Origin of the sequence: Acinetobacter sp. IK40 (assembly GCF_035615075.1) — a bacterium.
Lineage (GTDB): Bacteria > Pseudomonadota > Gammaproteobacteria > Pseudomonadales > Moraxellaceae > Acinetobacter > Acinetobacter courvalinii.
Map to the genome: position 1 here is coordinate 56,885 of NZ_JANBOE010000012.1, position 23,391 is coordinate 80,275.

Sequence of the window (23,391 nt, forward strand, 5' to 3'; positions counted from 1 at the left end):
GAATATTCACATGCATGTTAATCAACAAACACCCATCGCATTTTTAGGTATGGGTTTAATGGGCACACGTATGGCCAGCCGACTGTTACAAGCCGGTTATACGGTGGCGGTCTGGAACCGTAGTCCTCATGCATGTGAAATGCTGATTCAACAAGGTGCTCAAAGTCTGGACTTGGCAGAGATTGGAAATTATCCTGTGGTTTTAACCTGTCTGGCCGATGATCAGGCAGTTCAAAATGTATTTTCCCAAATTCAGCCAGCCTTAAAAGCACAGCAAATCATTGTGGATTTTTCCAGCCTATCCGTTGCCGCGACGTTAAGCCTTGCTCAAGCAGCACAACAACAGGATGTGATCTGGATTGACTCTCCTGTATCCGGTGGAACCATGGGGGCTGAACAAGGGACCTTAGTCATTTTTGCAGGTGGTGATGCGGCGATCATCCAGCAACTTGATCCTATTTATCAGGTGCTGTCCCAGCGGGTAACGCGTATGGGTGACTCGGGTACAGGTCAAGCCACCAAGATTTGTAATCAGTTAATTGTGGCAGCCAACAGTACTTTGATTGCTGAAGCGGTGGCACTGGCGGATCAGGCCGGTGTAGACACCTCCCTGTTGGCTCCCGCTCTTGCAGGCGGCTTTGCCGATTCAAAGCCGTTCCAGATACTGGCACCGCGGATGGCAACCGAGACCTTTGAACCAGTGCAATGGAAAGTGCAAACTTTGTCAAAAGACCTCAACAATGCACTACAACTGGCACAAAGTTTTAACTTAAAGATACCTGTCGCACAAAAAGCCTTACTACAGTTACAAGCCCACCAAGAAAATGGCTTTGCCGAGAAGGATTTAGCTACTATTATCAAAGTTATAGAACAATAAACAGGGTCTATTGATTCAGGGAGTCAGAATATGAGCCATCTCGCAGTCAATTTATCAATGATTTTTACCGAAGTCCCTTTAATTGAGCGCTTTGCTTTAGCCCATGCACACGGATTTCAACAGGTTGAAATTCAGTTTCCTTATGAATTAGACGTAGTTGATCTGCGCACCCAACTGGAACAACATACTCTGTCACTATGCCTGATCAATGTTCCTGCCGGTGATCTGATGCAGGGCGGTAATGGACTGGCAGGTATCCCGGGAAAAGAAATTGAATTCCATCAGGCACTTGAACTGGCAATACGCTATGCCACCGCACTCAATGTGCCTCGCGTTAATATTCTAGCTGGCAAACAACCTCTGGATGCGGATCTACTCCCTTGCCTGAATACGCTGGCCAGCAACCTGAAGCTTGCTTGCCACATGTTGAGCGAGCAAGGTATCGAACCGGTTTTCGAGATGATCAATGGCACCGATATGCCACGTTTTTTGATTCAGAACATTGCTCAAGGTCAGGAAATGTTAGAGGCAGTGAACCATCCAGCCTTAAAAATGCAATATGACTGTTATCATATGGCGATGATGGGTGAGGACGTTTTAGCCGGGCTACAAGAAAATCTGCACCAGATTGGACATATTCAATTTGCCGACTGTCCGGGTCGCCATGAGCCAGATACAGGAAATATCCCGTATAAACAGATCTTTGACTGGCTGCTACAAAGCGACTATCGCGGTCTTATTGCAGCGGAATATCGGCCAAAAAACCAGTCAGATCAATCTTTTGCCTGGAAAAAGAAGTACTTTTCCAATGATGTGAATACATAAACTGTTACTGCTAAAATTTGAACTTTTTAGAGAAAAACGGTATATTTGACAATGAGCAATTGTCAGGAAAATATACCCTCTATGAATTTAGAACCATCGCCCAGCGCTTCTAATTCTCACGACCTAAAAATCAAAACAGCGAACAAAGATGTACACGCTTGCCTTAAAGTTGTACATGAAGCTCTCACTGATGTAAAAGCCAAAGATATTCTTGAACTTGACGTAAGTACGATCAGCAATGTTGCCGATGCAATTGTAATTGCAAGCGGTACATCGACACGTCATGTTAAAGCCCTTGCAGACAATGTTGCTGATGAAGCACGTAAAGCAGGTTTCCGCCCAATCGGTGTCGAAGGTGAACGCGATGCTGAATGGATATTAATCGATCTCGGTTTCGTTGTGGTACATGTAATGTTACCAACCGCGCGTAAGTTCTATGACCTAGAAAGCTTATGGCGCGCACCCGAATCTGTAGCGTAAAGCTCTCCAAAAAAGCGACCGAATCGGTCGCTTTTTTTTATACTTAAAAACTCGTTTTAAGCTAGTTTTATGGTTCCTCCCCCCGCTTGATAGATTGCTTCTTTTCATTGCCAATCAGCACAACAATGCTAGTATGGATTCACTAATCAGCAATTAAATCTAAAACAAGATGAAAGATTCAACTGAATGGATTGAAACACTCAACAAAATTACTGGACTCGCGCAAACAGGTTTGTACTATTCAAAAGATGTCTACGACAAAGAACGTTATGACCAAATTATCAGTTATGTACGCACTTTAATTGATTTAAAAGAAATTGACACTCAAGACTTTATTGCAGATGTGCTTCAGGATGTCGGATATGCAACACCTAAAATAGATGTACGTGCAGTCGTATTTAAAGACAATAAACTCTTATTAGCTAAAGAAACAGAAGACGGCTTATGGTCTATTCCAGGCGGCTGGGCTGATATTGGCTACTCAGCAGCAGAGAATGCAGAAAAAGAAGTTCTGGAAGAGACAGGATTAGAAGTGAAAGCAACCAGACTTCTGGCACTGACGGATCGGAGAAAACATCCTCATCCAGCCATGTTTCTACATGTGTATAAGGCTTTCTTTTGGTGTGAACTTATTGGGGGTGAGTTAAAACCAAGTATTGAAACATCTGAAGTGGGCTTCTTTAGTAGAAATGAATTACCTCCCATTTCCATAGCACGTGTCACAGAAGCACAAATTCATCATTTTTTTGAATTACTGCAAGATTTACCCGAGCAGACTGATTTCGACTAAGCTCCAATTCAAACAACTCATCATCTGCAAAGACCAGTAACGCGGCTCTCTAAAGGCCTGTAAATACCAGTTATCACCCGTTCTTAATTTTGACATGACAAATTGTCAAAATTGCCGCACTATACAGCTTCTTGCCATCCCACCAATAAATAGCATAACTGGAGTACAGGAAGTGAAAATACTGATTACAGGTGCCAATACCGGCATTGGTTTTGCCACGGCAGAACAGTTGGTTAAACAAGGGCAACACGTGATTCTTGCCTGCCGAAACCCACAGAAAGCACAACAAGCACAAAGCAAGTTACGTGCACTCGACCAAGGTCAAGTCGACCTGATCTCCCTTGACCTTAACAGCCTTGAACTTACCCGAAAAGCAGCCCATGAAATCGCAGATCGTTACGGCAAGCTGGATGTGTTAATCAACAATGCGGGCTTATTTGCCAAGACTAAACAGCTGACAGCCGATGGCTTCGAGCAACAATTTGGTGTCAATTATCTCGGTCATTTTTTATTGACCCAAAAACTACTTCCTGTTTTAAAACAATCTCCTCAGGCACGGATTGTCCATTTAGCCTCAATCGCACATTGGGCAGGCTCCATCAAACCCAATAAGTTCCGCGCAGAAGGTTTTTATAATCCGCTGTTTTATTATGGACAATCCAAGCTTGCCAATTTATTGCTGAGCAATGCCTTGGCCGAACAGTTGGCAGATAGTTCAGTTACCAATAATGCCCTACATCCCGGTGGGGTTGCCTCTGATATTTATCGCGACCTACCCAAACCTGTTTATGCAGCAATGAAACTCGGCTTAGTTCCAACTTCTGTTCCTGCAAAACTGATTACTCAAATGGCGATTGGGGATGAATGGGCGAAACGCAATGGAGCATATGTCAGTGCACATATGCCTGACTGGAAATCTTCACATGCCAAAAATCAGCAACTGGCACGTGACCTCTATCAACAGTCTATGAACTTGGTTGAAAAGTTTATTTAAATAAAAATAACCTCAAATAAAAAAAGCCACCCGAAGGTGGCTTTTACAATCTGGGGTGCAGTCAGATTAGTGACCACCACCATTGATTGCTTTGGTCATGTCTTCCACAACTTTCTTGGCATCACCAAAGATCATCATGGTTTTTTCATTGTAGAACAAATCATTGTCTAGGCCAGCATAACCTGTCGCCATTGAACGCTTGATGACCATAATGGTACGTGCTTTATGTGCTTCAAGGATCGGCATACCGTAAATCGGTGAGCTTGGGTCATCTTTCGCCGCCGGGTTTACTACGTCGTTCGCACCAATCACAAGTACCACGTCTGTTGCAGGGAAATCCGAGTTGATCTCATCCATTTCCAAGATGTCTTCATAAGCAACATCTGCTTCTGCCAACAATACGTTCATGTGACCAGGCATACGACCTGCCACCGGGTGAATCGCGAAGCGAACTTTTACACCCTGCTCTTTCAAGATTTCACATAATTCTTTCACTGCATTCTGTGCACGACCTTGTGCCATACCGTAGCCCGGTACAATCACAACGCTGTCCGCATTTGACATCAGGAAGCCTGCGTCATCTGCTGAACCAGAACGATGGTTACGTTGCACTTGCTCACCTTTGTCTGCTGAAGCAACTGCCGTGCCGCCCATTGCACCACCAAACAATACGTTGATGATTGAACGGTTCATCGCCTTACACATGATGTAAGAAAGAATCGCACCTGAAGAACCCACCAGTGAACCGGCAACGATCAACATATTGTTTTCAAGAGTGAAACCAATACCTGCCGCAGCCCAACCAGAGAATGAGTTCAATAGTGAAACCACAACTGGCATATCACCACCACCGACTGGTGCAATCCATACCCAGCCAAATGCAAGTGCAAGTGCTGTCATTGCCCAGAATGCAGTCATGTTACCGGTAGTGAAGAAGTAGAAACCACACGCAAGCATTGCAATAAAGATGATCGCCTGAACCGGTTTAACCCATGCACCAGAGATAGTTTTTGCCCATTTCTTCGCAGCCAATTTACCGTAAGCAAATACAGAAGCGGTAAAGGTGATCGCACCCACGAAGCAGCCTACGAACAATTCAAACAAATGAACTGAACTCATATGAGCATGTTGAACACCCGCAGCCGTTAAAGCAGCTTCATTTTGTGCAAACAATGCAGTGAGCTGGTTGTTATGCAAGATCGCAGCAATCGCAATCAATACCGCAGCCAAACCGACCAAAGAGTGCATCAATGCGACGGTTTCAGGCATTTGTGTCATTGGCACTGTTTTCGCACGAGCGATACCCACAACAGCACCTAACACCATTGCACCGCCGATCATCCAAACCACTGGATGTTCAGCAACAAAGAAGGTCGTCACAACCGCAATCGCCATTGCGATCATACCGTAACGGTTACCCGCAATTGCAGTCTTAGGGCCAGACAAACCACGTAAGGTTAAGATAAAGAGGACAGCACCAATCAGGTAGAACCAATCCGCATAGTCTCGAATGAATTCCATCGCTTAGCCCTCTTTTTTCTTTTGCTTCGGCTTGAACATTTCAAGCATACGAGCAGTTACAGCAAAGCCACCGAAAATGTTAATGCTCGCCAAAAACACAGCAATCGCACCAAGCACACTCACCACATTGACACTCTGGAATGCAACATTGGCATCCACACCAATCGCAGGCATCCCCACAGTCTGGATCATCGCGCCCACCACAATAATTGAAGACAACGCGTTGGTTACCGCCATTAAAGGGGTATGCAATGCAGGTGTTACGCCCCACACCACGTAATAACCTACGAAGATGGCAAGGACGAAAATTGTAATCGTTTCAACCATGAGAACTCTCCTTAACCGCGCTTGAGCAGTACTTGACCGCCATGTGCCACAAGTAACGCTTTCTGGATTTCATCTTCCTGATTAATCGCAAAGCCTTTATCTTTGTCGAATAATGTCTCAAGGAAGTTAAAAACGTTACGCGCATACAATGCCGATGCTTCTGTTGCAACCGTACCTGGAATGTTTGGGATACCCAAAATTTTCACGCCATTTTCAGTTGTAACCGTTTCGCCTTCTTTAGAACCTTCAACGTTACCACCCGTTTCAACAGCCATATCTAAAATGACAGAACCCGGTTTCATTTTGGCAACGGTTTCAGCTTTAATTAAACGCGGCGCATTACGACCTGGAATCAATGCAGTGGTGATTACGATGTCAGCATTTGATACAGCTTTATCGACAATCGCAGCTTGATCTTTGATGTATTGCTCACCTGGCTGCCAACCATAACCGCTTTTCGCAGCTTCAGCAGCACGTTGTTTTTCTTCATCTGACATTGGCACGTCTAGCCATTTGCCGCCTAGAGATTCAACTTGCTCTTTTGCGGTCGGACGTAAGTCTGTTGCTTCCACAACAGCACCTAAACGTTTCGCAGTCGCAATCGCCTGAAGACCAGCAACACCCACCCCCATAATCACAACACGGGCAGGTTTTACGGTACCTGCTGCGGTCATTAACATTGGGAACATACGTTGATATTCAGCCGCTGCTAACAATACAGACTTATAGCCTGCCAAGTTTGCCTGAGAAGAAAGTACATCCATGTTTTGTGCGCGAGAAAGCGTACGTGGAAGCAGTTCTAAAGCAAAAGCAGACACTTGCTGAGCAGCAAACTGGTCTAATTCTGGATTGCGGTAAGGGTCAAACATTGCAACCACAGTCGTATTCGCCGCAAGTTTTTGAATTTCGTCGCCTTTAGGGGCACGTACCTTCAAAATAATTTGGCTACCTGTATATGCATCGTCCGTAATGGTTGCGCCAACTTGTTCATAAGCACTGTCAATATACGCAGCTTTAACACCAGCACCACGTTCAATGACAACGCTATGACCTGCGTTAATCAACTTCTTCACTGTTTCCGGTGTAGCCGCTACACGACTTTCACCAGCGACAGTTTCGGTTGGGATTCCGATCTGCATGAGCGTCCCTCAAGCTAGTTTTTCTTAAGTAAACATCGCCAATAGCAATGTTTCCCCCAGGAGTATTCTTTGTAGAAATTTGGATTCTAATGGAAGTTTTTTAAATTTCCACCCAATATTTATTTAATAAATACCCATATTTTGAACTGATGATTCACATTTATATTGAAAACTTGTATGCTCAGCATGTTTGACTTTTTGAAAAGCAAAGCTCTCCATTCATATATTCTTAATATGAAATTTTGATCAGTCTCCAAGCTATCCGTTCAGTTTTAATTGCGGTATTCCGTACCAGAAGGTACACCCACACGGTATTTATTCAACAAATTTACTCCTCATCCTTATCTTGAACAGCCTTGAACCAAGTTCCGTTTATAATCCTTTGGTTTTTATTGTGGCTATTCAAAAATAATGGGTTGAATCAGCATCATAGACATGCTGCTGGGGAGTGGGATTGGCTTCTCTTGCGTTTCTCTTGGTCGTTTCGGCGACTTCTTTATGAATGTTTCAGCAATACTTGCTGGATGACTTGTGATGAAATGACAAATTCTCTTATCAATAAATCTGAATTGAATTGAGATAAACCCTCAGAAAAACCAAAAAGAAATGTAAAAACTTGAGCAGGCATTTTTTCAAGTGATATTTGTATGGTTTTGTCTAGCAAAAGCCGTAATTTTGCACAATATTGGTGCAAAAATTAAACAACTCAATGATTCGCTTCATCCTTCTGGTTCAGCAATAATAAAATTTCCTGAAAATGTGCTCCCATTGCCTCTTCTGCGAGACAATCTTCCGGGTTTCTTAATGGACATTGTTGCAAAGACAGGCAGCCACAACCAATACATTGATCCAGTTGTTGACGTAGCTGAAGCAACATCATGATTTGCTGATCGAGTTGTCCCTGCCATTGTTGTGACATGATTTGCCAATCTTTTTTCGTGGCCACTTGCTGCTTCGGCAGGGTCGCAAAACTCTCTTTCATCTGTTGCAAGCTGATCCCGACTTGCTGGGCTGCTTTAATAATGGCAATCCTTCTCAACATCGCCCGTTGATAACGGCGTTGGTTACCTGCGGTTCGCGTGCCCCAGATCAATTCTCTTTCTTCATAAAAACGGATGGTTGGCACTGAAACACCACTTCTTTTCGCCAGTTCGCCAATACTCAGCCAAGTCTGTAATTGTTGTTTCAAAATCTGCTTGACCTCTAGTTAACTTGAGCTTTGATACTAACATACCACAGCCACTAGAATGAGTTTTAGCCATGAATCAGCCCCTTACAGATGCATTTCAATTGATCAACCCCGATGCACTCTATGACCCGCATCGCAATGGTTATAGTCACGTCGCGATTGTAAAGCCCAATATGCGGATGATTCATATCTCAGGTCAGGGTGGCGAAAATAAAAATGGCGAGCTGTCAGAATATTTTGACCAACAGGTACAACAAGTCTTCTATAATATTCAGCAGGCTTTAGCTTCAGCCCAGGCCCAGCTGTCAGATATTGCCGTGCTACGTATTCTGGTCGTCGATCATGATGCTGATAAGCTTCAGGCGCTGGTCGCGATCATACAAGCTTTATGGAAAAATCAGGCATTTCCAGCCTGCACCCTGATTCCTGTACCTGCGCTAGCCCTAGAAAACATGCAAGTCGAAATCGAAGCCACCGCTTATACCGCATAAATCAGAACAGAGAATCCTATGTCTATCCCTCAAGAAGATATCAGTCAAAATAAAACTTTACTTTGGTTTATGGCAGCGGCATGCGGTTTATGTGCGGGCGCCAACTATTATAGTCAGCCTTTGATTCATTCGATTCAGCAATATTTTTCGGTGAGCGAAGGTCAGGCAGCCCTAACCGTCACCTTTGCGCAAGTGTCCTATGCACTGGGTCTATTGTTCATTGTGCCAATGGGCGATGTGGTTAATAAAACCCGATTTATTCCTTTATTGATGGGATTATGTGCTATTGGCTTATTCATCAGTGCCTTTTCAGTAAATTTACCGATGTTGTGGTTGGGCACGGTGATGGCTGGCCTGTTTTCAGTGGCAGCTCAAGTGCTGATTCCTCTGGCCACCATGACGGTAAAACCTGAAAAAACAGGCGAAGTGATTGGCTTTTTGATGAGTGGATTATTAGTCGGTATCTTGCTTTCAACCAGTCTTGCAGGATTATTTTCCAACCTGTTCCACTGGAAAGTCATTTATGTGGTCAGTGGCATTCTGATGTTGATTCTGGCCTATGCCTTAAAAAGCCGCCTGCCTTATGTCATGCGTATGAAGCTGAATTATGGTCAGGTTTTTGTCTCCATGGCGCAACTGCTAAAGCAAGAAAAACGTTTGGTGTTGCGCGCACTTGCGGGTGGTTTTGCCTTTGCCGCGGTCAGTATTTTATATTCAACCATCGCCCTGTTGCTGACCTCAGCCCATCATCTACAAGACCTGCTGATTGGTATGGTGCCACTGGTCGGTATTTTTGGGGCGCTATCTACCCAATATATTGGTAAATATGCAGATCTGGGCTATACCAGCCGACTGACCTGGATCGGTTGTGCCTTATTCATTCTCAGCTGGATATTTTTCTATTTCGGTCAAACGGTTTTAGTGAGCTATATTCTTGGATTTGCATTAATCCAGTTAGCTTTGGCATTAGTGCATACCAGTAACCAGAGTATTATTTTCCGTTTACGCCCCGATGCCAAATCACGGATTAATGCCATTTATATGACCGCCTACTTCACTGGCGGCGCTGGCGGTTCGGCTTTGGGAATTTTTGCCTGGAATCATGGTGGCTGGAGTGCAACCTGTCTGGCAGGCATCAGTCTGGTATTGGCCTGCATGCTATTTAGCTTTATAGATTATGTTGCGACCAAGAGAAACAAGATTGTTACACCTTGAATCTGGCTGTTTATGCTTAAAAATTGAAGTGATCGGGATCAGCATTGGTGAAATTTTGCTAAAACTCGTATAATGCTGCCCTTTCTTTTCTTGTCCACATCCGAGAGCCGTTTATGCCATCACTAGAATCATTAAAGCCACGTATTTCCGTTGCGCCAATGATGGATTGGACAACAAAAGACTATCGTTTCTTTGCACGCCTGTTTAACCCCAATGTGGTGCTCTATACCGAAATGGTGACGACAGGTGCGATTATTTACGGCGGTGCCAATCGTCATCTCGACTTCAACAAAGAAGAACACCCGATCGTGTTACAGCTGGGTGGTTCAAATCCACAAGAACTCGCGACCTGTAGCAAAATGGCAGAGGATTGGGGTTATGATGAAGTCAACTTGAATGTCGGCTGTCCAAGTGATCGCGTTCAGAATAATAAAATTGGTGCATGCCTGATGGCGGAGCCTCATCTGGTCGCTGAATGTATTCATAGCATGCAAAAAGCCGTGTCAATTCCGGTCACTGTGAAACACCGCATCGGGATTGATGATATGCAGTCTTATGAAGAAATGCTGCATTTTGTCGACACTGTCGCGGCAACAGGTTGTACGCATTTTATCGTGCATGCGCGTATTGCGATCTTGCAAGGTTTATCACCGAAAGAAAACCGGGATGTTCCCCCTTTACGTTATGAAGATGTGTATCGTCTGAAACTGGAACGTCCTCACCTGACCATTGAAATCAATGGCGGGATTAAAACCTTTGCAGAAACCCAGCAGCATTTACAGCATGTTGATGGTGTGATGATTGGTCGTGAGGCCTACCATAATCCGTATTTATTGGCGGAGATGGGACAACTCTGGAATCTGGAAGCGCCTGATCGTTTTGAGATCATGCAGCAAATGATGCCTTATATTCATCAACGCGTTGCAGAAGGCGCTCCATTATCGATTATCACCCGTCATATTTTAGGTCTATTCCAGAACTTGCCGGGCGCACGAAAATGGCGTCAGGCTCTCAGTGGCGGCAATGCAAAAACCATTGGCGATATTGAAACGGCCATTCAAAATATTGAGGCCGCCATGCAGCGTACCGAAGATTATCTGAAAGAGCATCAAGCCTGAGTAAACCTCACAAAAACGTGACACACTTCACACTGTGAAATATGATTTTACAAATCTGAAATTTTTTATTGTGTGTCACATAACTTGCTTATAATTAAGTAAATCTTCAATAAATATTGATTAAGAATTCATTATAAATTCGAAAATTTGTTATATTATTACATTACATTTTGGTTTTTTTGAGATTTATCGCTTACCATGTGCCGCGTAATAGATTCTGGCACACGTTCAGTTGTTTTGAAAATGCGGTAGAGATTCACAATGATTTATGATGTACCTTCAGTTGATCACAGTATGATTCACCCACCCTCGCAACAGGTGGTTATTCCTTATCGAGAAATGCCGAAGCCTCCATCAGTAGCAGGGATTGATGTAGATAAATTCTCTCAAAAACTGGCTAAAAGAGCATCGTATCGCAGCTCATCTCAATGTGCCAAATTCGTCAGAATCGCTTTACAATCTGCTGGGGCTAAAATCGTACAACATCCTGTTGCAGCTTCGGACTGGGGTGGTACCTTACAACAAATCGGCTATCAACAAATTACGCCTGATTTTAATAACCCTCAACCAGGTGATATTTACATTATTCACCGCACCAAAAAGCATCGTTACGGTCACATTGCAGGCTTCACAGGTTCACAATGGGTGTCTGATTATAAGCAACGCAGCTATGACGTTTATAAAGATCCCAATGTCACTTACAGCTATTACCGCTTAGCACCGCAATATCCACAAGCTTAATCGTTCAGATGATGATTTAAGTCCTGATCTTATCCAGTTTTTTCAGGACTTCCGCAACGGCAACCATTGCAAAGCTTGATGTCACCACCACTGCAGAACCATAGCCACCACAACGTAATCCGGCACTTGGACACACCTCTGCACTCGAAAACGGATTATCAATCGAATAAACACAAGTAATTCCAAATTTCTCTTTTGGCTTTTTGCAAATCCCCATGGAACGAAGTTGGGTACGCAACTTTGCCAACATTGGGTCTTGCTCGGTCTTGGATAAGTCTGCGACACGGATTTTCAGTGGATCGAGCTTGCCACCTGCCCCGCCGGAAACAATCAGAGGTATCTTGTTAAAGCGACAATGTAGCATCAGGGCAAGCTTGGCTTTGACGTCATCAATACAATCTAAAATGAGGGTCGGCACCGGATTAAGGATCTCTTTGACATTTTCGGGTGTGAGATAGTCATCAATCACATTGACTTGCATACGTGGATTAATTTGACGGCACCGTTCGGCCATCACTTCAATTTTCTCTTGTCCCAGTGTTGAACTCATTGCAGGCAATTGACGGTTGATGTTTGATGCCGCAACGACATCCATATCCACCAAGGTGAGTTCGCCAATCCCTGTACGTGCCAGTGCTTCCACTGCCCAACTGCCGACACCACCAATGCCGATGACCATGACATGGCTTTGCTCGTAATGAGCAAAGGCATCTTCTCCATAAATTTTGGCCACACCAGCAAAACGGCGGTCATATTCATCATTTACAGGTACATCAGTCATATCAGCAGTGATCTATACAGTTCAGCAAAGCGTTATTTTAACGTGTTTTAGTCGGTTTGGGTGAGGAAGATAAGCCACCTGTTATCGATTAGCTGCGTCGGCTGAGCACAATAAATATGACAAAAATAGTGGCACTCAACACTAAAGCCAGCAGGTTGGCATTCATCCAGCCCAGTTGGGTCAAAATCGGTGCTGGCAAGAATGCGCCCAAGGTGGCGCACAAGGCGATCATGGTTTCATTCAGTCCTTGTACGCGATGCTTTTGCTGTTCATTTAATCCAGCCAGTAAAGTCGAAGCACCTGAATACGCGAAGTTCCAGCCCACACCCAGCACAATTAATGCAACATTCATATAAATTCCCTTTTGACCGAGCATCGGAATCAAAGAGGACAACATCAGTAAAATAAAACCCGTATAAATCGTCCGATTGATTCCCCAGCGCTGGATCAGCTTCGACACAAAGAACGAAGGAATAAACATGGCCAGAACATGCAGCTGGATCGAGATTGAGGCGTAATGAAAGCTATGATGTTGCTTTAACTGTAAGGAAGACATAATCATCATGACATTCATCACATAATAGGCAAATGCACCACTGATCATGGCAGCAGCAATCAGATTAACCGGGAGTTTGGCACGCGGTATTAAATTAGTTACCAGCTGCTGGGCCTGTTGTAATTTAAACTTGCGATTCCAGAGATATAAAATGGGCGATAGCAACAGCGCCAGCACACTAAAAATACAATAGATCGCGGTAAAATCCGGTAAACCTTGTAGCTGTTGAAACTGAATTGCCAACATCGGTGCAATCACAGCGGCCACCACACCACCCGAAATTACCATCGCCGTCGCTTTTGGAATTAAATCTGGCGCCAGACGATCCGAAGCTGCAAAACGGTAAAAGTTAGCTGTGGAAATGAATAAACCCAGCGAAAAATGACTGAGACACAATAGATCAAACTGTTCATATTGTAAGGCCAGATAGCCCAGTACGCCCGCGAAGAAAAGACAAATACATCCAAACTGGAACACGACATGTCGACCCAGTTTTTTCATCAGAAATGAAAAAATAAAGGTGGTCAGTAACATGGCCAGAAATTGCAAGCCATAGGGTATGGTCGCCAAGGCCTGCGTGGGCGCAAGTTTTAAACCGACAATGGCTGAAACTGTGACCGATAATACTGCTGCAATTAAATTAAATGCTTGGGCAACCAATAAATAATAAACATATCGCGGTAACTGGTTCAAAACCATCTTCCTGAATGATTGAATACCAACACCTTAATCCTAAACAGCTCAAATTTAAATAAAAAAGATGCAAGACCCGCCTTCATCTTTTTCAACAATTTACTGGGAGGTATAACCACACTCAAGATAGTCTTAATACCAAGACGTGGCATTCCAAATAGATTTAATTTAAAAATAGATCACTCCACCATTTAAAACAAATTTCTCACGTATTTTGAGTAACCACATCGCAAATAAAGGCAGGGTTTAATAAGGAGTATTGTATGATAAAAAAATAATTGATTCGAAAATATGATTATGGATAAACAAGATCAACAGGACATTATCTTATGTATTCCCGGTGTCTGGCAAAATCATTCAGCCTTATTACAGGCGCTATTGACCCATGATACAGGCTATATTTACGCAGGTTTAATTATCAAAGCATTAGCCAGTGATTATTTTGCTGAAATTGAAGAGCATAAAAATGATCCTAGTGTAAGTCAGGTATTTAGGCGGCAGAGTATGGATCGTTTTTCAGAACAAGAACTACAACAAATCGAGCAACATCAGATGGTGGTTTATGTGATTTGCAAAGCCGGATCAATAGCCTTAGCACAACAAGCACTGTTACTGGGTCAGGCGCTACTCAAAGCCGGTGGATTAGCCATTAAAGTTGAAACGTCTGGAGTGACTCATCTTCGATCGGACTGGCTGAACTTTGATGCAGAGAATCTATTTGATTTATATAAAGCATTTGTTCCCACTGTTTTCGATCAGGACTCACTTTATTCTTGTGGCATGCATCAATTTGGCAAAGCTGACGGCTGTATCAACTTAAAAGTAGAACATGCCTCCTATGTCTTGAATCAGTTTTTACTCTATTTACTGATAGAGAATCCACCCCTGTTAGAGAATCAAACTTTTTCTGTAGAGGAAGGTGCAGAAGTATTAAAACTGCATAAAAAAGAATCGCGCGATTTCTTCGAGGAAGACTCACTATATTTTAATCGTTGGGGTGTTTGGTCGTTGAAGCCGAGCTTTAGCCTAAAGAAGTTATTTAGATTTAGCTAAATTCTGAAATGAAAAGGCCCTGTAAATGCACAGGGCTCACTTCAATTAAGCAGCAATCAAATTGCGTAAAACATAATGCAGAATACCGCCTGCCTTAAAGTATTCCACTTCATTCAAGGTATCGATTCGACATAGCACCTTAAATTTGGCCTGACTACCATCTTCCCGAACGACCTCAACATCCAGTGTCTGGTGCGGTTGAATATCATCGGACAAGCCATGGATAGAAATGGTTTCATGCCCAGTTAAATTCAAGGATTGACGAGTTTGCCCATCCACAAACTGCAATGGCAACACGCCCATCCCCACCAGATTCGAGCGATGGATCCGTTCAAAACTTTCGGAAATTACGGCTTTGACACCCAGTAAGTTGGTTCCTTTGGCAGCCCAGTCGCGTGATGAGCCAGTCCCATATTCCTTACCTGCAATAATCACCAATGACGTGTGCTGTTGCTGATAACGCATCGCAGCATCATAAATCGACATTTTTTCACCTGTCGGAATATACAGGGTATTACCGCCCTCTTCACCACCCAGCATCTCGTTTTTAATGCGGATATTGGCAAAGGTACCGCGCATCATCACTTCGTGGTTACCACGTCGCGATCCGTAGGAGTTAAAGTCTTTTGGTTCAACACCCTGATCCTGTAAATAACGCCCGGCAGGACTGTCTTTCTTGATATTACCTGCAGGTGAAATATGATCGGTGGTGACCGAGTCTCCCAGTACCGCCAGAATATTGGCCTGTTCAATATTAGCGATGGCTTTCGGCGGCTGGTTAATCTCCTCAAAAAATGGCGGATGACGAATATAGGTGGAGTTATTTTGCCAAGCATAAGTCTGGCTCTGTGGAATCTGGATCGCTTGCCAGGTCGCATCGCCATCAAATACCGCAGCATATTCTTTATGGAACATCTCGGTATTCACTTTCTGTAGCACGGCATCAATTTCGGACTGGCTTGGCCAGATATCTTTTAGGTAAACATCCTGTCCGTCTTTGCCTTGCCCAATCGGTTGCGTGGTTAAGTCGGTACGGATGTTGCCGGTTAAACCATAGGCCACGACCAGCGGTGGTGATGCCAGCCAGTTAGTTTTCACCAGTGGATGCACACGCCCTTCAAAGTTACGGTTACCTGACAGTACCGACGCCACATTTAAGTCATGACACTGAATGGCGGCTTCAATCGGGTCAGGCAACGGCCCCGAGTTACCGATACAGGTGGTACACCCATAACCCACCAGGTTATAACCCAATTGATCCAGATAAGGGGTTAAACCTGCTGCCGCCAGATAATCGGTTACCACTTTAGAGCCGGGTGCCAGTGAGCTTTTAACCCAGGGTTTACGTTGCAAACCTTTTTCGATCGCTTTTTTGGCCAGTAAACCTGCAGCCAGCATCACGCTTGGGTTGGAGGTATTGGTACACGAGGTAATCGCAGAAATCACCACATCACCATCATTTAAAGGATAAGATTTTCCGTCAATGGTACAAGACGGCTGTTCATGCCCTAGATTGGCTTTCTGTGCCTCTACCGCCGTACCGCCGCCACCTTCATTTTCCAGACGTTCTTTGGCTTCTTTCGCTGGTTTTAGTGTCAGTTCCATCAGGGCATTAAAGGTTTTCGGTACATCGGACAGTAATACACGATCTTGCGGACGTTTTGGTCCAGCCAGACTGGCTTGTACCGTGCTCATATCCAGACTCAGAGTATCGGTGAAAACCGGCTCATCTCCGGCATTACGCCATAGGCCCTGTGCCTTGCTATAGGCCTCAACCAGATCAATCCGTTGTTGTTGACGACCTGTCAGGGCTAAATAGCCGAGTGTAACTTCATCAATCGGGAAGAAACCGCAGGTCGCGCCATACTCTGGCGCCATATTGGCAATCGTGGCACGGTCCGCCAAAGGTAAATCAGCCAGACCATCACCATAGAATTCTACAAATTTACCCACTACGCCTTTTTGACGTAGCATCTGAGTAATGGTCAATACCAGATCGGTTGCGGTAATGCCTTCGTTCAGTTTGCCGGTTAATTTGAAGCCGATCACTTCCGGAATCAACATCGATACCGGTTGCCCCAGCATGGCCGCTTCGGCCTCAATCCCGCCAACGCCCCAACCAAGCACGCCTAATCCGTTAATCATGGTGGTATGCGAATCTGTGCCAACCAGAGTATCCGGAAACGCAAAATCCTGCCCTTCATCTTCTCCTAGCCACACCGCTTGTGCCAGATATTCCAGATTAACCTGATGACAAATTCCGGTGCCCGGAGGTACCACGCTAAAGTTATTAAACGCAGACTGCCCCCAACGCAGGAATTGATAACGTTCACCGTTACGTTGCATTTCAATTTCGACATTCTCTGCGAAAGCCTGATCGTTGGCGAAATGATCCACCATCACCGAATGGTCAATAACCAGATCCACCGGGGAAAGCGGATTAATCCGGTTTGGATCCCCCCCAGCCTGCGCCATGGCTGCACGCATGGCAGCCAGATCGACTACCGCAGGTACACCGGTGAAATCCTGCATCAATACCCGGGCAGGACGATATTGAATTTCCTGATCTGAACGTTTGCTTTTCTGCCAGTCCACCAGCGCCTGAATATGCTCGACTTTTACACTTTTTCCATCTTCAAAGCGCAGTAAATTTTCTAGCAAAACCTTGAGTGACTTGGGTAGGCGATCAATATTACCCAGTGTCTGTGCTGCATGCGGAAGGTTAAAAATTTGATAAGATTTAGAACCGACGGTAAGTGTTTGTAATGCATTGAAACTATTGATTTTGCTATATCTGGCCATCAGGTTACCCTCCCAGTATTGGCTGATTGTTTATTATGAAGTTCTCTGTTTAATGTAACCCTGTTTGGAAATGGATGTGTTCCCTTTTAGTTACCTTATTTTTAACGGGATTATGATTGTTATCCGAGACGCAAGGCTGTGCATGAGTTTTGCCACAGTTGCTGGGCAAGTTGTGCTTGGGATAGCTCAAGTATTTGCGCCAAGCTGTCTAACACATAAGGTAAATTGACAGGCGTATTGCGGGTTCGATGTTCGGTTGAAGTCTGACAGCACAACGGCGTCATATCCGGGCAATCGGTTTCAATCACCAGATGTTCGGGACCAATGGCATGCACCACCTGATGCAGTTTTTTGGCATTTGGATTGGTAATTTGTCCGGTGATGCCGATTTTAAAGCCCAGCTTGATCATGGCTTTGGCTTCTTCAACACCGCCACTGAAAGCGTGCGCAATTCCGCCTAACTTGAATTTTTGCGCCTTTAAAATCGCAATGGTTTCAGCATGTGCTTTACGGATATGCAACAGCACCGGTTTTTGATACTGCGCTGCCAATGTTAATTGCTCAATAAAATAATGCTGTTGTTTGCTAAATAATTCAGGCTGTTTATGCTGTTTTAAAAAGGTATCCAGACCAATTTCACCTACAGCCACACAATCAAGCTGCTGCAAAATCTGTTCTAAATCTTGTAAATGTTCGGGCTGATGCTGCTCGATATAAAAGGGATGTAAACCGGGTGCCAGATAAGACTGCGGTACATGCTCCCAACCTTGTAATTGCTGATGGGTCTGAATCAGCTCATCGAATCGTGATTGCAGAAACCCGATTAATACCAATGCCTCGACCCCCACCCGTTTGGCCTGCACAGCCAGATGTTGCCGATCATGATTAAAATCGGCAACATCAAAATGGGTATGGGTATCGAACAGTTGCATCAGCGCTTACTTGCTCTCTTTTGCGACAGGTGTAGAGGCAGCCGGTGCGTCCACTTTTGGCAAATACTCAGGTTTTAATACCCCTTGTAATTCACTAAATGGAATCACCAGACGCGGCAAACCGACCACATACGGGCCAATATCATATTCGCCATATTGCAGGATCAAGCCCTGTTCGCCCAATAAGAAATTATCTGTCACCTGAAATGGCCAAGCCTGTTCGTATTCCTTAGGATCTGTGGCCAGTTTGGAATCCACAATCCAGGTTTTAAACGCTTCATGAGCCAGCTTGTCTAAGGTCGCTTTCTGTTTTGGCAATAACAGATCCTGCAACTGTACCTGTTTCTGATTTGCCAGATCAAAGTTGTAATAACGCTGCGAGGTTGCGCCATGCGCCCCACCTAAATAACTGCTGCTATTCAGCACTACGGTTGCCAGTTTACCTTTCGGCTGCAAGATCTTCGGCTTGATCATTAAGCTGATCTGGTGGCTGCTACTTAACGCTTTTAACTCTTCATCAATTTTGACAAATGAATCTGCATATAACTGTGCCTGACTGTCCAGATCGGATTTTGACCCAGTGCTTTTTGCGGTTGAAGCAGCCGGTGCATCCGCATCGACCACCTCAAGCATTTTGCCAAGCTGTTCAAGAATTTGCTGATCAAGCAACTGATCGATAAACGGGAAATTACTTTGCAAACGCTCAACCGTAAAGTCAGGACAGGTATTGCCCTTACATTCAGGGAGTTTTACCGCAATCTTAACCGTTTCGCCTTGTAAAACCGGTTCAGCCTGCTGTTGTACCGCAGGTGGATCTTGCGGCTTATCCTGTGATTGTTTTGGCTCCGATTTAGGCTGGCAGGCTGCAAGCAAAACAGCACATGCAAGAACGCTATATTTATAAAATGTTTTCATCTGAGACCTATAAGCATTGTTATTACACAAGATTTTTAAATGCTATCGAAGTTAATGCAAAACTGCTAGAAGCACATGCAATTTCTATACGAAACTTAAAACTCTACATTATTTTGATAGGAAATCTAACTCATCTTCACTCTGCACTAAAAAATCAATTTCGAAATCACTGTCTTGGCTAAATAAAGAATGTAAATCCGCTGGCTGGCCAATTGCGCTCTTTAGCATTGCAACTGCAATCTTTAAATAGCCTTGAGGATTTGCATATAACGCCACTTCACCAAAACTTCTAAACTTAGCCATTGCTTCATCTTCAAGTATTGATGCCTCAATGTTTTGAATAATTTCTAATATCTCATTATCTGTCATTCTCTTCCCTATGCTTTAAAACATCTGCTGATAAATCTCAGCTTGCAGCATCTGCCGAGTCTGTTCAGTGGTTAAATAAATATCCAGTTGCGGGGCATCTTTACTGATTTCATTGGCCCGATAATGTAAACCGATACCCTCACCATCAAAGAACCAGTCTGCCTGTCCCCAATACAGTTTTTTTGGCACCTGTTTTTTCACTTCTGCCGATTGTTTTGCAATCCATTGTTGATAATGGGCCTGCACAATATCGTTTAAGGCATTTTGCTGATTTTTCTGGATCACATCCAGCACGCTCAGACTCTTTTGCAACTTGCGATCTGCCACAAAGAAATAGAAGCGATCTTTCACCGCAATATCTTCTTGCTGGGCATTAACCCCCACCTGTAACAGCACATATTGATTGCGCTGTGAAGCAATCCGGGTATTCAGATGCAGCTCATAGGCCTTATTTTTAGAATACTTGTCCTGCCATTCATCTGACTTTTTCACATAGGCATTAATGGCCTGTTGCAGCGTCAGGTTTTTATCCAGTTCAATTTGCTGCTGGATCACCTTGGACTGATTTTTTGCAATCCATGCATTTAGCCATTCATCCTGCGTTTTTACCGTCTGGATATCAACATCAATACAGTTTTTCTTTTCACAAAATGGCAAGGCATAGTCCGCCTTGGCCTCTTTCATATTTAAGTAAGGCAGGACTTCAGCTTTTTCAACTGGTGCCGCAGCCGGTTTACTTTCGGCGGTATCGGCTTTATTTTTATCTGGATGATCACATGCGGTTAAAGCCATCATTCCAATCAAGACACTGACAGCAAAAAGTGGTTTTAAAGCATTCATTTCATCATCCTTTATTTTTAGATCGTTCAATTAAAAACAGCCTCTAATTAGAAGCTGTTTTTATACAGTTTAGTGTTCTCGTGTGTTACGGAACTGGATATCCGGCCAGCGTTCTTGCATCAACTGCAAGTTAACACGGCTTGGCGCCAGATAAGTTAAGTGACCGCCACCATCAACTGAAAGCTGATCATGCGCCTTTTTCTTAAACTCATTCAGGATTTTGTCATCATCACAGTGAATCCAGCGTACCGTATGAACACTCACTGGCTCATAAATACAGTCCACCTTATATTCTTCTTTTAAGCGATAGGCCACCACATCAAACTGTAACACACCGACTGCACCGACAATCAGGTCATTACTGATTTGTGGCATGAACACCTGAGTTGCCCCTTCTTCAGATAATTCTTTCAAACCTTTTTGCAACTGCTTCGATTTCAAAGGATCTTTCAAGCGTACACGGCGGAACATTTCCGGGGCGAAGTGTGGAATACCGGTAAAGTGCAAGCTTTCACCACTGGTAAAGGTATCACCGATCTGGATGGTACCGTGGTTGTGCAAACCAATGATATCCCCCGGCCAAGCTTCTTCCAGATGCTCACGTTCACCCGCAAGAAAGGTCAAAGCATCACTGATACGCACATCTTTACCGATACGTACATGATTCATTTTCAGGCCTTTTTCATATTTACCTGAGCAAATACGCATGAAGGCAATCCGGTCACGGTGTTTCGGGTCCATGTTGGCCTGAATCTTAAACACGAAGCCAGTAAAACCTTCTTCTTTGGCTTCAACCATACGTTCTTGAGTTGGATGTGCTTTCGGTTCTGGTGCCCAGTTAATAAAGGTATCCAGAACATGATCCACGGCAAAGTTACCCAATGCGGTACCAAACAGAACAGGGGTTTGTTTGCCTTGCAAGAATAGTTCACGGTCCAGTGGTTCATTGGCCATCTGCACCAGCTCAAGAGATTCTTCAAAAGAAGCCCATGCCAACTCACCCACTTTTTCACGAATATCCGGATGGTCATAACCATCACGAACATCGATATCGGTAATGGTTGAACCAAAACCAGCTTTATAAACATATAGCTTGTCTTCAAGCAGGTTATAGACACCCGCAAAGTCACGTCCCATCCCCAAAGGCCAGGTGATCGGTACGCAACGGATATTCAGGACACTTTCAATTTCATCCAGCAATTCCAATGGTTCACGGATTTCACGGTCCATTTTGTTGACGAATGAAATGATTGGCGTGTCGCGCATACGACACACTTCCATCAATTTAATGGTTCGTTCTTCAACACCTTTGGCACCATCGATCACCATGAGTGCCGAGTCAACCGCCGTCAAGGTACGATAGGTATCTTCCGAGAAGTCTTCATGTCCCGGTGTATCCAGCAGGTTGATGGTGTGCTTTTTATAAGGGAATTGCATCACAGAGGTGGTAATCGAAATCCCACGCTCTTTTTCCATTTCCATCCAGTCGGATGTGGCAGAACGGTCAGACTTACGGCTTTTTACCATCCCCGCAACCTGAATGGCCTTACCCCATAACAGCAGTTTCTCTGTCATGGTGGTCTTACCCGCATCGGGGTGGGAAATGATCGCAAATGTGCGTCGTTGGGCAACCTGTGCCGCTAATTCATCTTTAAACATGCGAAAAATCTACAATTTTGTGCACCCCTCTGTATCTGCAAATGGAGATAGAGGCAGAGAGCGTGCGAAAGAATTTAAAATTGGCGCAATTGTAGCAGATTTAAAGAAAATATTGATTGATTGTTGAAAGGCTGCCCGCTAAACAGGAGCAGTTCTATCCGCAGTTTCCAGAACCGGTCGATCTTGCATCATCGCCAGTATCTGCAACCGCACCATACCCAGTTCATCATTTTAACTTTTCAGCATGCTCAGATCTCGCTCAACAACACATTTTGAGTGGAAATTACTGCGGCTAAAGTCAATGAGAGAAATTCACGAAATTCATCTATAATTAAAGGCTTATAAGTTCAATAAAATAGATACTACAAAATATGGCTCAAAAACTATTCACGCTTGTGACCCTGACCAGTTTAACTGCCTGTTCAACGCTTCCGCCTCAATATGCATACCACCCCGTGCTTCAGGATAAAATTATTGCGATTGGAAAAATGGCCACCCCAACCCAGCAGCAGATTGTTTTTGCTGGAGAACGTTATACCTACATCGCGGATCAGGGCGGTGCAACCGTCTTTAATATCATTCAGCATACGCGTCCTGAGCAACGTTCCTTGATGAATCAACTACCGATACAATTTGAAATGCTGTCTGATACCCAGTTTAAAAGCACCTTAAGACTTCGTTATAATCAACCCATCGGCCTGCTACCAGCCAGTGAATATCAGCAATTAAAGGCCTTGGGCTTTACCCAAACCACCACTCACTGTACTTCGGCATTAGTTCCAATTGAAAACTGTGAATATCCTTTAGCATCGATTGATCTTTCTGGGCAAATCTATCAACAGGTTGCCAATCAACAAGCCATTCCCTATCAATTAAAACAACCCTATCCCATTTCCATCGTGAAAAAAGTGGAACAACATCGTCAGGGCAATTTTAAGAAGAAAGCCAAAGATGTGGCCACAGGGGTCGCGATTGTGCCTTTGGCGATCGTTGGTGCGGTGATTTATGTGCCGGTTGTCTTGGGTGCGACGCTACTGTCAGGAGGAAAGTTAGAGTGGCATTAAGAGGCGTTTGCTCAGGTCTA

At 44.2% G+C, this 23,391-nt stretch carries 23 protein-coding genes; 11 read left to right on the top strand and 12 right to left on the bottom strand.

Going from position 1 to position 23,391, the window contains the following annotated elements; translation table 11 throughout:
• Positions 1–10: 10 nt before the first annotated feature.
• From MSG93_RS17940 to MSG93_RS17960, 5 genes are all read left to right on the top strand, one after another.
• Positions 11–877: an NAD(P)-dependent oxidoreductase gene (locus MSG93_RS17940; protein WP_324622827.1), complete on the top strand. Its 867-nt coding sequence runs from the start codon at positions 11–13 to the stop codon at positions 875–877.
• A 30-nt stretch (positions 878–907) separates the two neighbouring features.
• Complete coding sequence (locus tag MSG93_RS17945; RefSeq protein ID WP_324622828.1) at positions 908–1,702, top strand: hydroxypyruvate isomerase family protein; 795 nt, start codon at positions 908–910, stop codon at positions 1,700–1,702.
• An 81-nt stretch (positions 1,703–1,783) separates the two neighbouring features.
• Complete coding sequence (gene rsfS / locus MSG93_RS17950; RefSeq protein WP_005228728.1) at positions 1,784–2,182, top strand: ribosome silencing factor; 399 nt, start codon at positions 1,784–1,786, stop codon at positions 2,180–2,182.
• Between the two features lie 169 nt (positions 2,183–2,351).
• Complete coding sequence (locus tag MSG93_RS17955; protein ID WP_324622829.1) at positions 2,352–2,972, top strand: NUDIX hydrolase; 621 nt, start codon at positions 2,352–2,354, stop codon at positions 2,970–2,972.
• Positions 2,973–3,144: 172 nt separating this feature from the next.
• A complete protein-coding gene (locus MSG93_RS17960; RefSeq protein ID WP_324622830.1) occupies positions 3,145–3,966 on the top strand; it encodes an SDR family NAD(P)-dependent oxidoreductase in 822 nt (273 codons plus the stop codon).
• A 66-nt stretch (positions 3,967–4,032) separates the two neighbouring features.
• Here MSG93_RS17960 and MSG93_RS17965 read toward each other — a convergent pair whose 3' ends face one another.
• From MSG93_RS17965 to soxR, 4 genes are all read right to left on the bottom strand, one after another.
• Positions 4,033–5,487, bottom strand: coding sequence for an NAD(P)(+) transhydrogenase (Re/Si-specific) subunit beta (locus MSG93_RS17965; RefSeq protein WP_032875831.1), 1,455 nt, complete (start codon positions 5,485–5,487; stop codon positions 4,033–4,035).
• 3 nt (positions 5,488–5,490) lie between these two features.
• Positions 5,491–5,814: a proton-translocating transhydrogenase family protein gene (locus MSG93_RS17970; RefSeq protein WP_004774657.1), complete on the bottom strand. Its 324-nt coding sequence runs from the start codon at positions 5,812–5,814 to the stop codon at positions 5,491–5,493.
• 11 nt (positions 5,815–5,825) lie between these two features.
• Complete coding sequence (locus MSG93_RS17975) at positions 5,826–6,953, bottom strand: Re/Si-specific NAD(P)(+) transhydrogenase subunit alpha (protein ID WP_005228719.1); 1,128 nt, start codon at positions 6,951–6,953, stop codon at positions 5,826–5,828.
• 706 nt (positions 6,954–7,659) lie between these two features.
• The gene (soxR, locus tag MSG93_RS17980; RefSeq protein ID WP_324622845.1) at positions 7,660–8,145 is read right to left on the bottom strand and encodes a redox-sensitive transcriptional activator SoxR; all 486 of its coding nucleotides are present in this window, start codon (positions 8,143–8,145) and stop codon (positions 7,660–7,662) included.
• A gap of 68 nt (positions 8,146–8,213) precedes the next feature.
• On the opposite strand from soxR, the gene MSG93_RS17985 reads away from it, so the two are divergent.
• From MSG93_RS17985 to MSG93_RS18000, 4 genes are all read left to right on the top strand, one after another.
• The gene (locus tag MSG93_RS17985; RefSeq protein ID WP_324622831.1) at positions 8,214–8,633 is read left to right on the top strand and encodes a RidA family protein; all 420 of its coding nucleotides are present in this window, start codon (positions 8,214–8,216) and stop codon (positions 8,631–8,633) included.
• Positions 8,634–8,651: 18 nt separating this feature from the next.
• A complete protein-coding gene (locus MSG93_RS17990) occupies positions 8,652–9,848 on the top strand; it encodes an MFS transporter (protein ID WP_324622832.1) in 1,197 nt (398 codons plus the stop codon).
• Between the two features lie 113 nt (positions 9,849–9,961).
• The gene (dusA, locus tag MSG93_RS17995) at positions 9,962–10,966 is read left to right on the top strand and encodes a tRNA dihydrouridine(20/20a) synthase DusA (RefSeq protein ID WP_324622833.1); all 1,005 of its coding nucleotides are present in this window, start codon (positions 9,962–9,964) and stop codon (positions 10,964–10,966) included.
• Positions 10,967–11,227: 261 nt separating this feature from the next.
• Positions 11,228–11,707 carry a CHAP domain-containing protein gene (locus MSG93_RS18000; RefSeq protein ID WP_324622834.1) on the top strand — a complete coding sequence of 160 codons (480 nt, stop codon included), beginning with the start codon at positions 11,228–11,230 and terminating at the stop codon, positions 11,705–11,707.
• 16 nt (positions 11,708–11,723) lie between these two features.
• On the opposite strand, the gene MSG93_RS18005 is transcribed toward MSG93_RS18000, so the two are convergent.
• Both MSG93_RS18005 and MSG93_RS18010 read right to left on the bottom strand, forming a co-directional pair.
• Positions 11,724–12,488, bottom strand: a complete 765-nt coding sequence (locus tag MSG93_RS18005) for a tRNA threonylcarbamoyladenosine dehydratase (RefSeq protein ID WP_324622835.1) — start codon at positions 12,486–12,488, stop codon at positions 11,724–11,726.
• 88 nt (positions 12,489–12,576) lie between these two features.
• On the bottom strand, positions 12,577–13,743 hold the full coding sequence (locus MSG93_RS18010; RefSeq protein WP_324622836.1) for an MFS transporter: 1,167 nt from the start codon (positions 13,741–13,743) through the stop codon (positions 12,577–12,579).
• A 285-nt stretch (positions 13,744–14,028) separates the two neighbouring features.
• Between MSG93_RS18010 and MSG93_RS18015 the strand changes: the two genes are divergently transcribed.
• On the top strand, positions 14,029–14,790 hold the full coding sequence (locus tag MSG93_RS18015) for a hypothetical protein (RefSeq protein ID WP_324622837.1): 762 nt from the start codon (positions 14,029–14,031) through the stop codon (positions 14,788–14,790).
• Between the two features lie 45 nt (positions 14,791–14,835).
• On the opposite strand, the gene acnA is transcribed toward MSG93_RS18015, so the two are convergent.
• The 6 genes from acnA to MSG93_RS18045 all read right to left on the bottom strand — a co-directional run bounded on the left by acnA (position 14,836) and on the right by MSG93_RS18045 (position 22,307).
• A complete protein-coding gene (acnA, locus tag MSG93_RS18020; RefSeq protein WP_324622838.1) occupies positions 14,836–17,592 on the bottom strand; it encodes an aconitate hydratase AcnA in 2,757 nt (918 codons plus the stop codon).
• Positions 17,593–17,711: 119 nt separating this feature from the next.
• A complete protein-coding gene (locus MSG93_RS18025; protein ID WP_324622839.1) occupies positions 17,712–18,524 on the bottom strand; it encodes a TatD family hydrolase in 813 nt (270 codons plus the stop codon).
• Positions 18,525–18,530: 6 nt separating this feature from the next.
• Entirely contained in the window at positions 18,531–19,439 is a 909-nt protein-coding gene (locus MSG93_RS18030; protein WP_324622840.1) for an RsiV family protein, read from the bottom strand.
• Positions 19,440–19,547: 108 nt separating this feature from the next.
• Positions 19,548–19,808, bottom strand: a complete 261-nt coding sequence (locus MSG93_RS18035) for a hypothetical protein (protein ID WP_262766839.1) — start codon at positions 19,806–19,808, stop codon at positions 19,548–19,550.
• 15 nt (positions 19,809–19,823) lie between these two features.
• Entirely contained in the window at positions 19,824–20,648 is an 825-nt protein-coding gene (locus tag MSG93_RS18040; RefSeq protein WP_005283330.1) for a hypothetical protein, read from the bottom strand.
• Positions 20,649–20,717: 69 nt separating this feature from the next.
• Positions 20,718–22,307: a peptide chain release factor 3 gene (locus MSG93_RS18045; protein WP_005283326.1), complete on the bottom strand. Its 1,590-nt coding sequence runs from the start codon at positions 22,305–22,307 to the stop codon at positions 20,718–20,720.
• A 371-nt stretch (positions 22,308–22,678) separates the two neighbouring features.
• Between MSG93_RS18045 and MSG93_RS18050 the strand changes: the two genes are divergently transcribed.
• Complete coding sequence (locus MSG93_RS18050) at positions 22,679–23,371, top strand: hypothetical protein (protein WP_324622841.1); 693 nt, start codon at positions 22,679–22,681, stop codon at positions 23,369–23,371.
• The last annotated feature ends 20 nt before the right edge of the window (positions 23,372–23,391 follow it).

Coding starts and splice junctions, on each gene's coding strand:
- MSG93_RS17940 (WP_324622827.1), top strand. CDS start 11: ATGCATGTTAATCAACAAACACCCATCGCATTTTTAGGTATGGGTTTA.
- MSG93_RS17945 (WP_324622828.1), top strand. CDS start 908: ATGAGCCATCTCGCAGTCAATTTATCAATGATTTTTACCGAAGTCCCT.
- rsfS (WP_005228728.1), top strand. CDS start 1,784: ATGAATTTAGAACCATCGCCCAGCGCTTCTAATTCTCACGACCTAAAA.
- MSG93_RS17955 (WP_324622829.1), top strand. CDS start 2,352: ATGAAAGATTCAACTGAATGGATTGAAACACTCAACAAAATTACTGGA.
- MSG93_RS17965 (WP_032875831.1), bottom strand. CDS start 5,487: ATGGAATTCATTCGAGACTATGCGGATTGGTTCTACCTGATTGGTGCT.
- MSG93_RS17970 (WP_004774657.1), bottom strand. CDS start 5,814: ATGGTTGAAACGATTACAATTTTCGTCCTTGCCATCTTCGTAGGTTAT.
- MSG93_RS17975 (WP_005228719.1), bottom strand. CDS start 6,953: ATGCAGATCGGAATCCCAACCGAAACTGTCGCTGGTGAAAGTCGTGTA.
- MSG93_RS17985 (WP_324622831.1), top strand. CDS start 8,214: ATGAATCAGCCCCTTACAGATGCATTTCAATTGATCAACCCCGATGCA.
- MSG93_RS17990 (WP_324622832.1), top strand. CDS start 8,652: ATGTCTATCCCTCAAGAAGATATCAGTCAAAATAAAACTTTACTTTGG.
- dusA (WP_324622833.1), top strand. CDS start 9,962: ATGCCATCACTAGAATCATTAAAGCCACGTATTTCCGTTGCGCCAATG.
- MSG93_RS18000 (WP_324622834.1), top strand. CDS start 11,228: ATGATTTATGATGTACCTTCAGTTGATCACAGTATGATTCACCCACCC.
- MSG93_RS18005 (WP_324622835.1), bottom strand. CDS start 12,488: ATGACTGATGTACCTGTAAATGATGAATATGACCGCCGTTTTGCTGGT.
- MSG93_RS18010 (WP_324622836.1), bottom strand. CDS start 13,743: ATGGTTTTGAACCAGTTACCGCGATATGTTTATTATTTATTGGTTGCC.
- MSG93_RS18015 (WP_324622837.1), top strand. CDS start 14,029: ATGATTATGGATAAACAAGATCAACAGGACATTATCTTATGTATTCCC.
- acnA (WP_324622838.1), bottom strand. CDS start 17,592: ATGGCCAGATATAGCAAAATCAATAGTTTCAATGCATTACAAACACTT.
- MSG93_RS18025 (WP_324622839.1), bottom strand. CDS start 18,524: ATGCAACTGTTCGATACCCATACCCATTTTGATGTTGCCGATTTTAAT.
- MSG93_RS18030 (WP_324622840.1), bottom strand. CDS start 19,439: ATGAAAACATTTTATAAATATAGCGTTCTTGCATGTGCTGTTTTGCTT.
- MSG93_RS18035 (WP_262766839.1), bottom strand. CDS start 19,808: ATGACAGATAATGAGATATTAGAAATTATTCAAAACATTGAGGCATCA.
- MSG93_RS18040 (WP_005283330.1), bottom strand. CDS start 20,648: ATGAATGCTTTAAAACCACTTTTTGCTGTCAGTGTCTTGATTGGAATG.
- MSG93_RS18045 (WP_005283326.1), bottom strand. CDS start 22,307: ATGTTTAAAGATGAATTAGCGGCACAGGTTGCCCAACGACGCACATTT.
- MSG93_RS18050 (WP_324622841.1), top strand. CDS start 22,679: ATGGCTCAAAAACTATTCACGCTTGTGACCCTGACCAGTTTAACTGCC.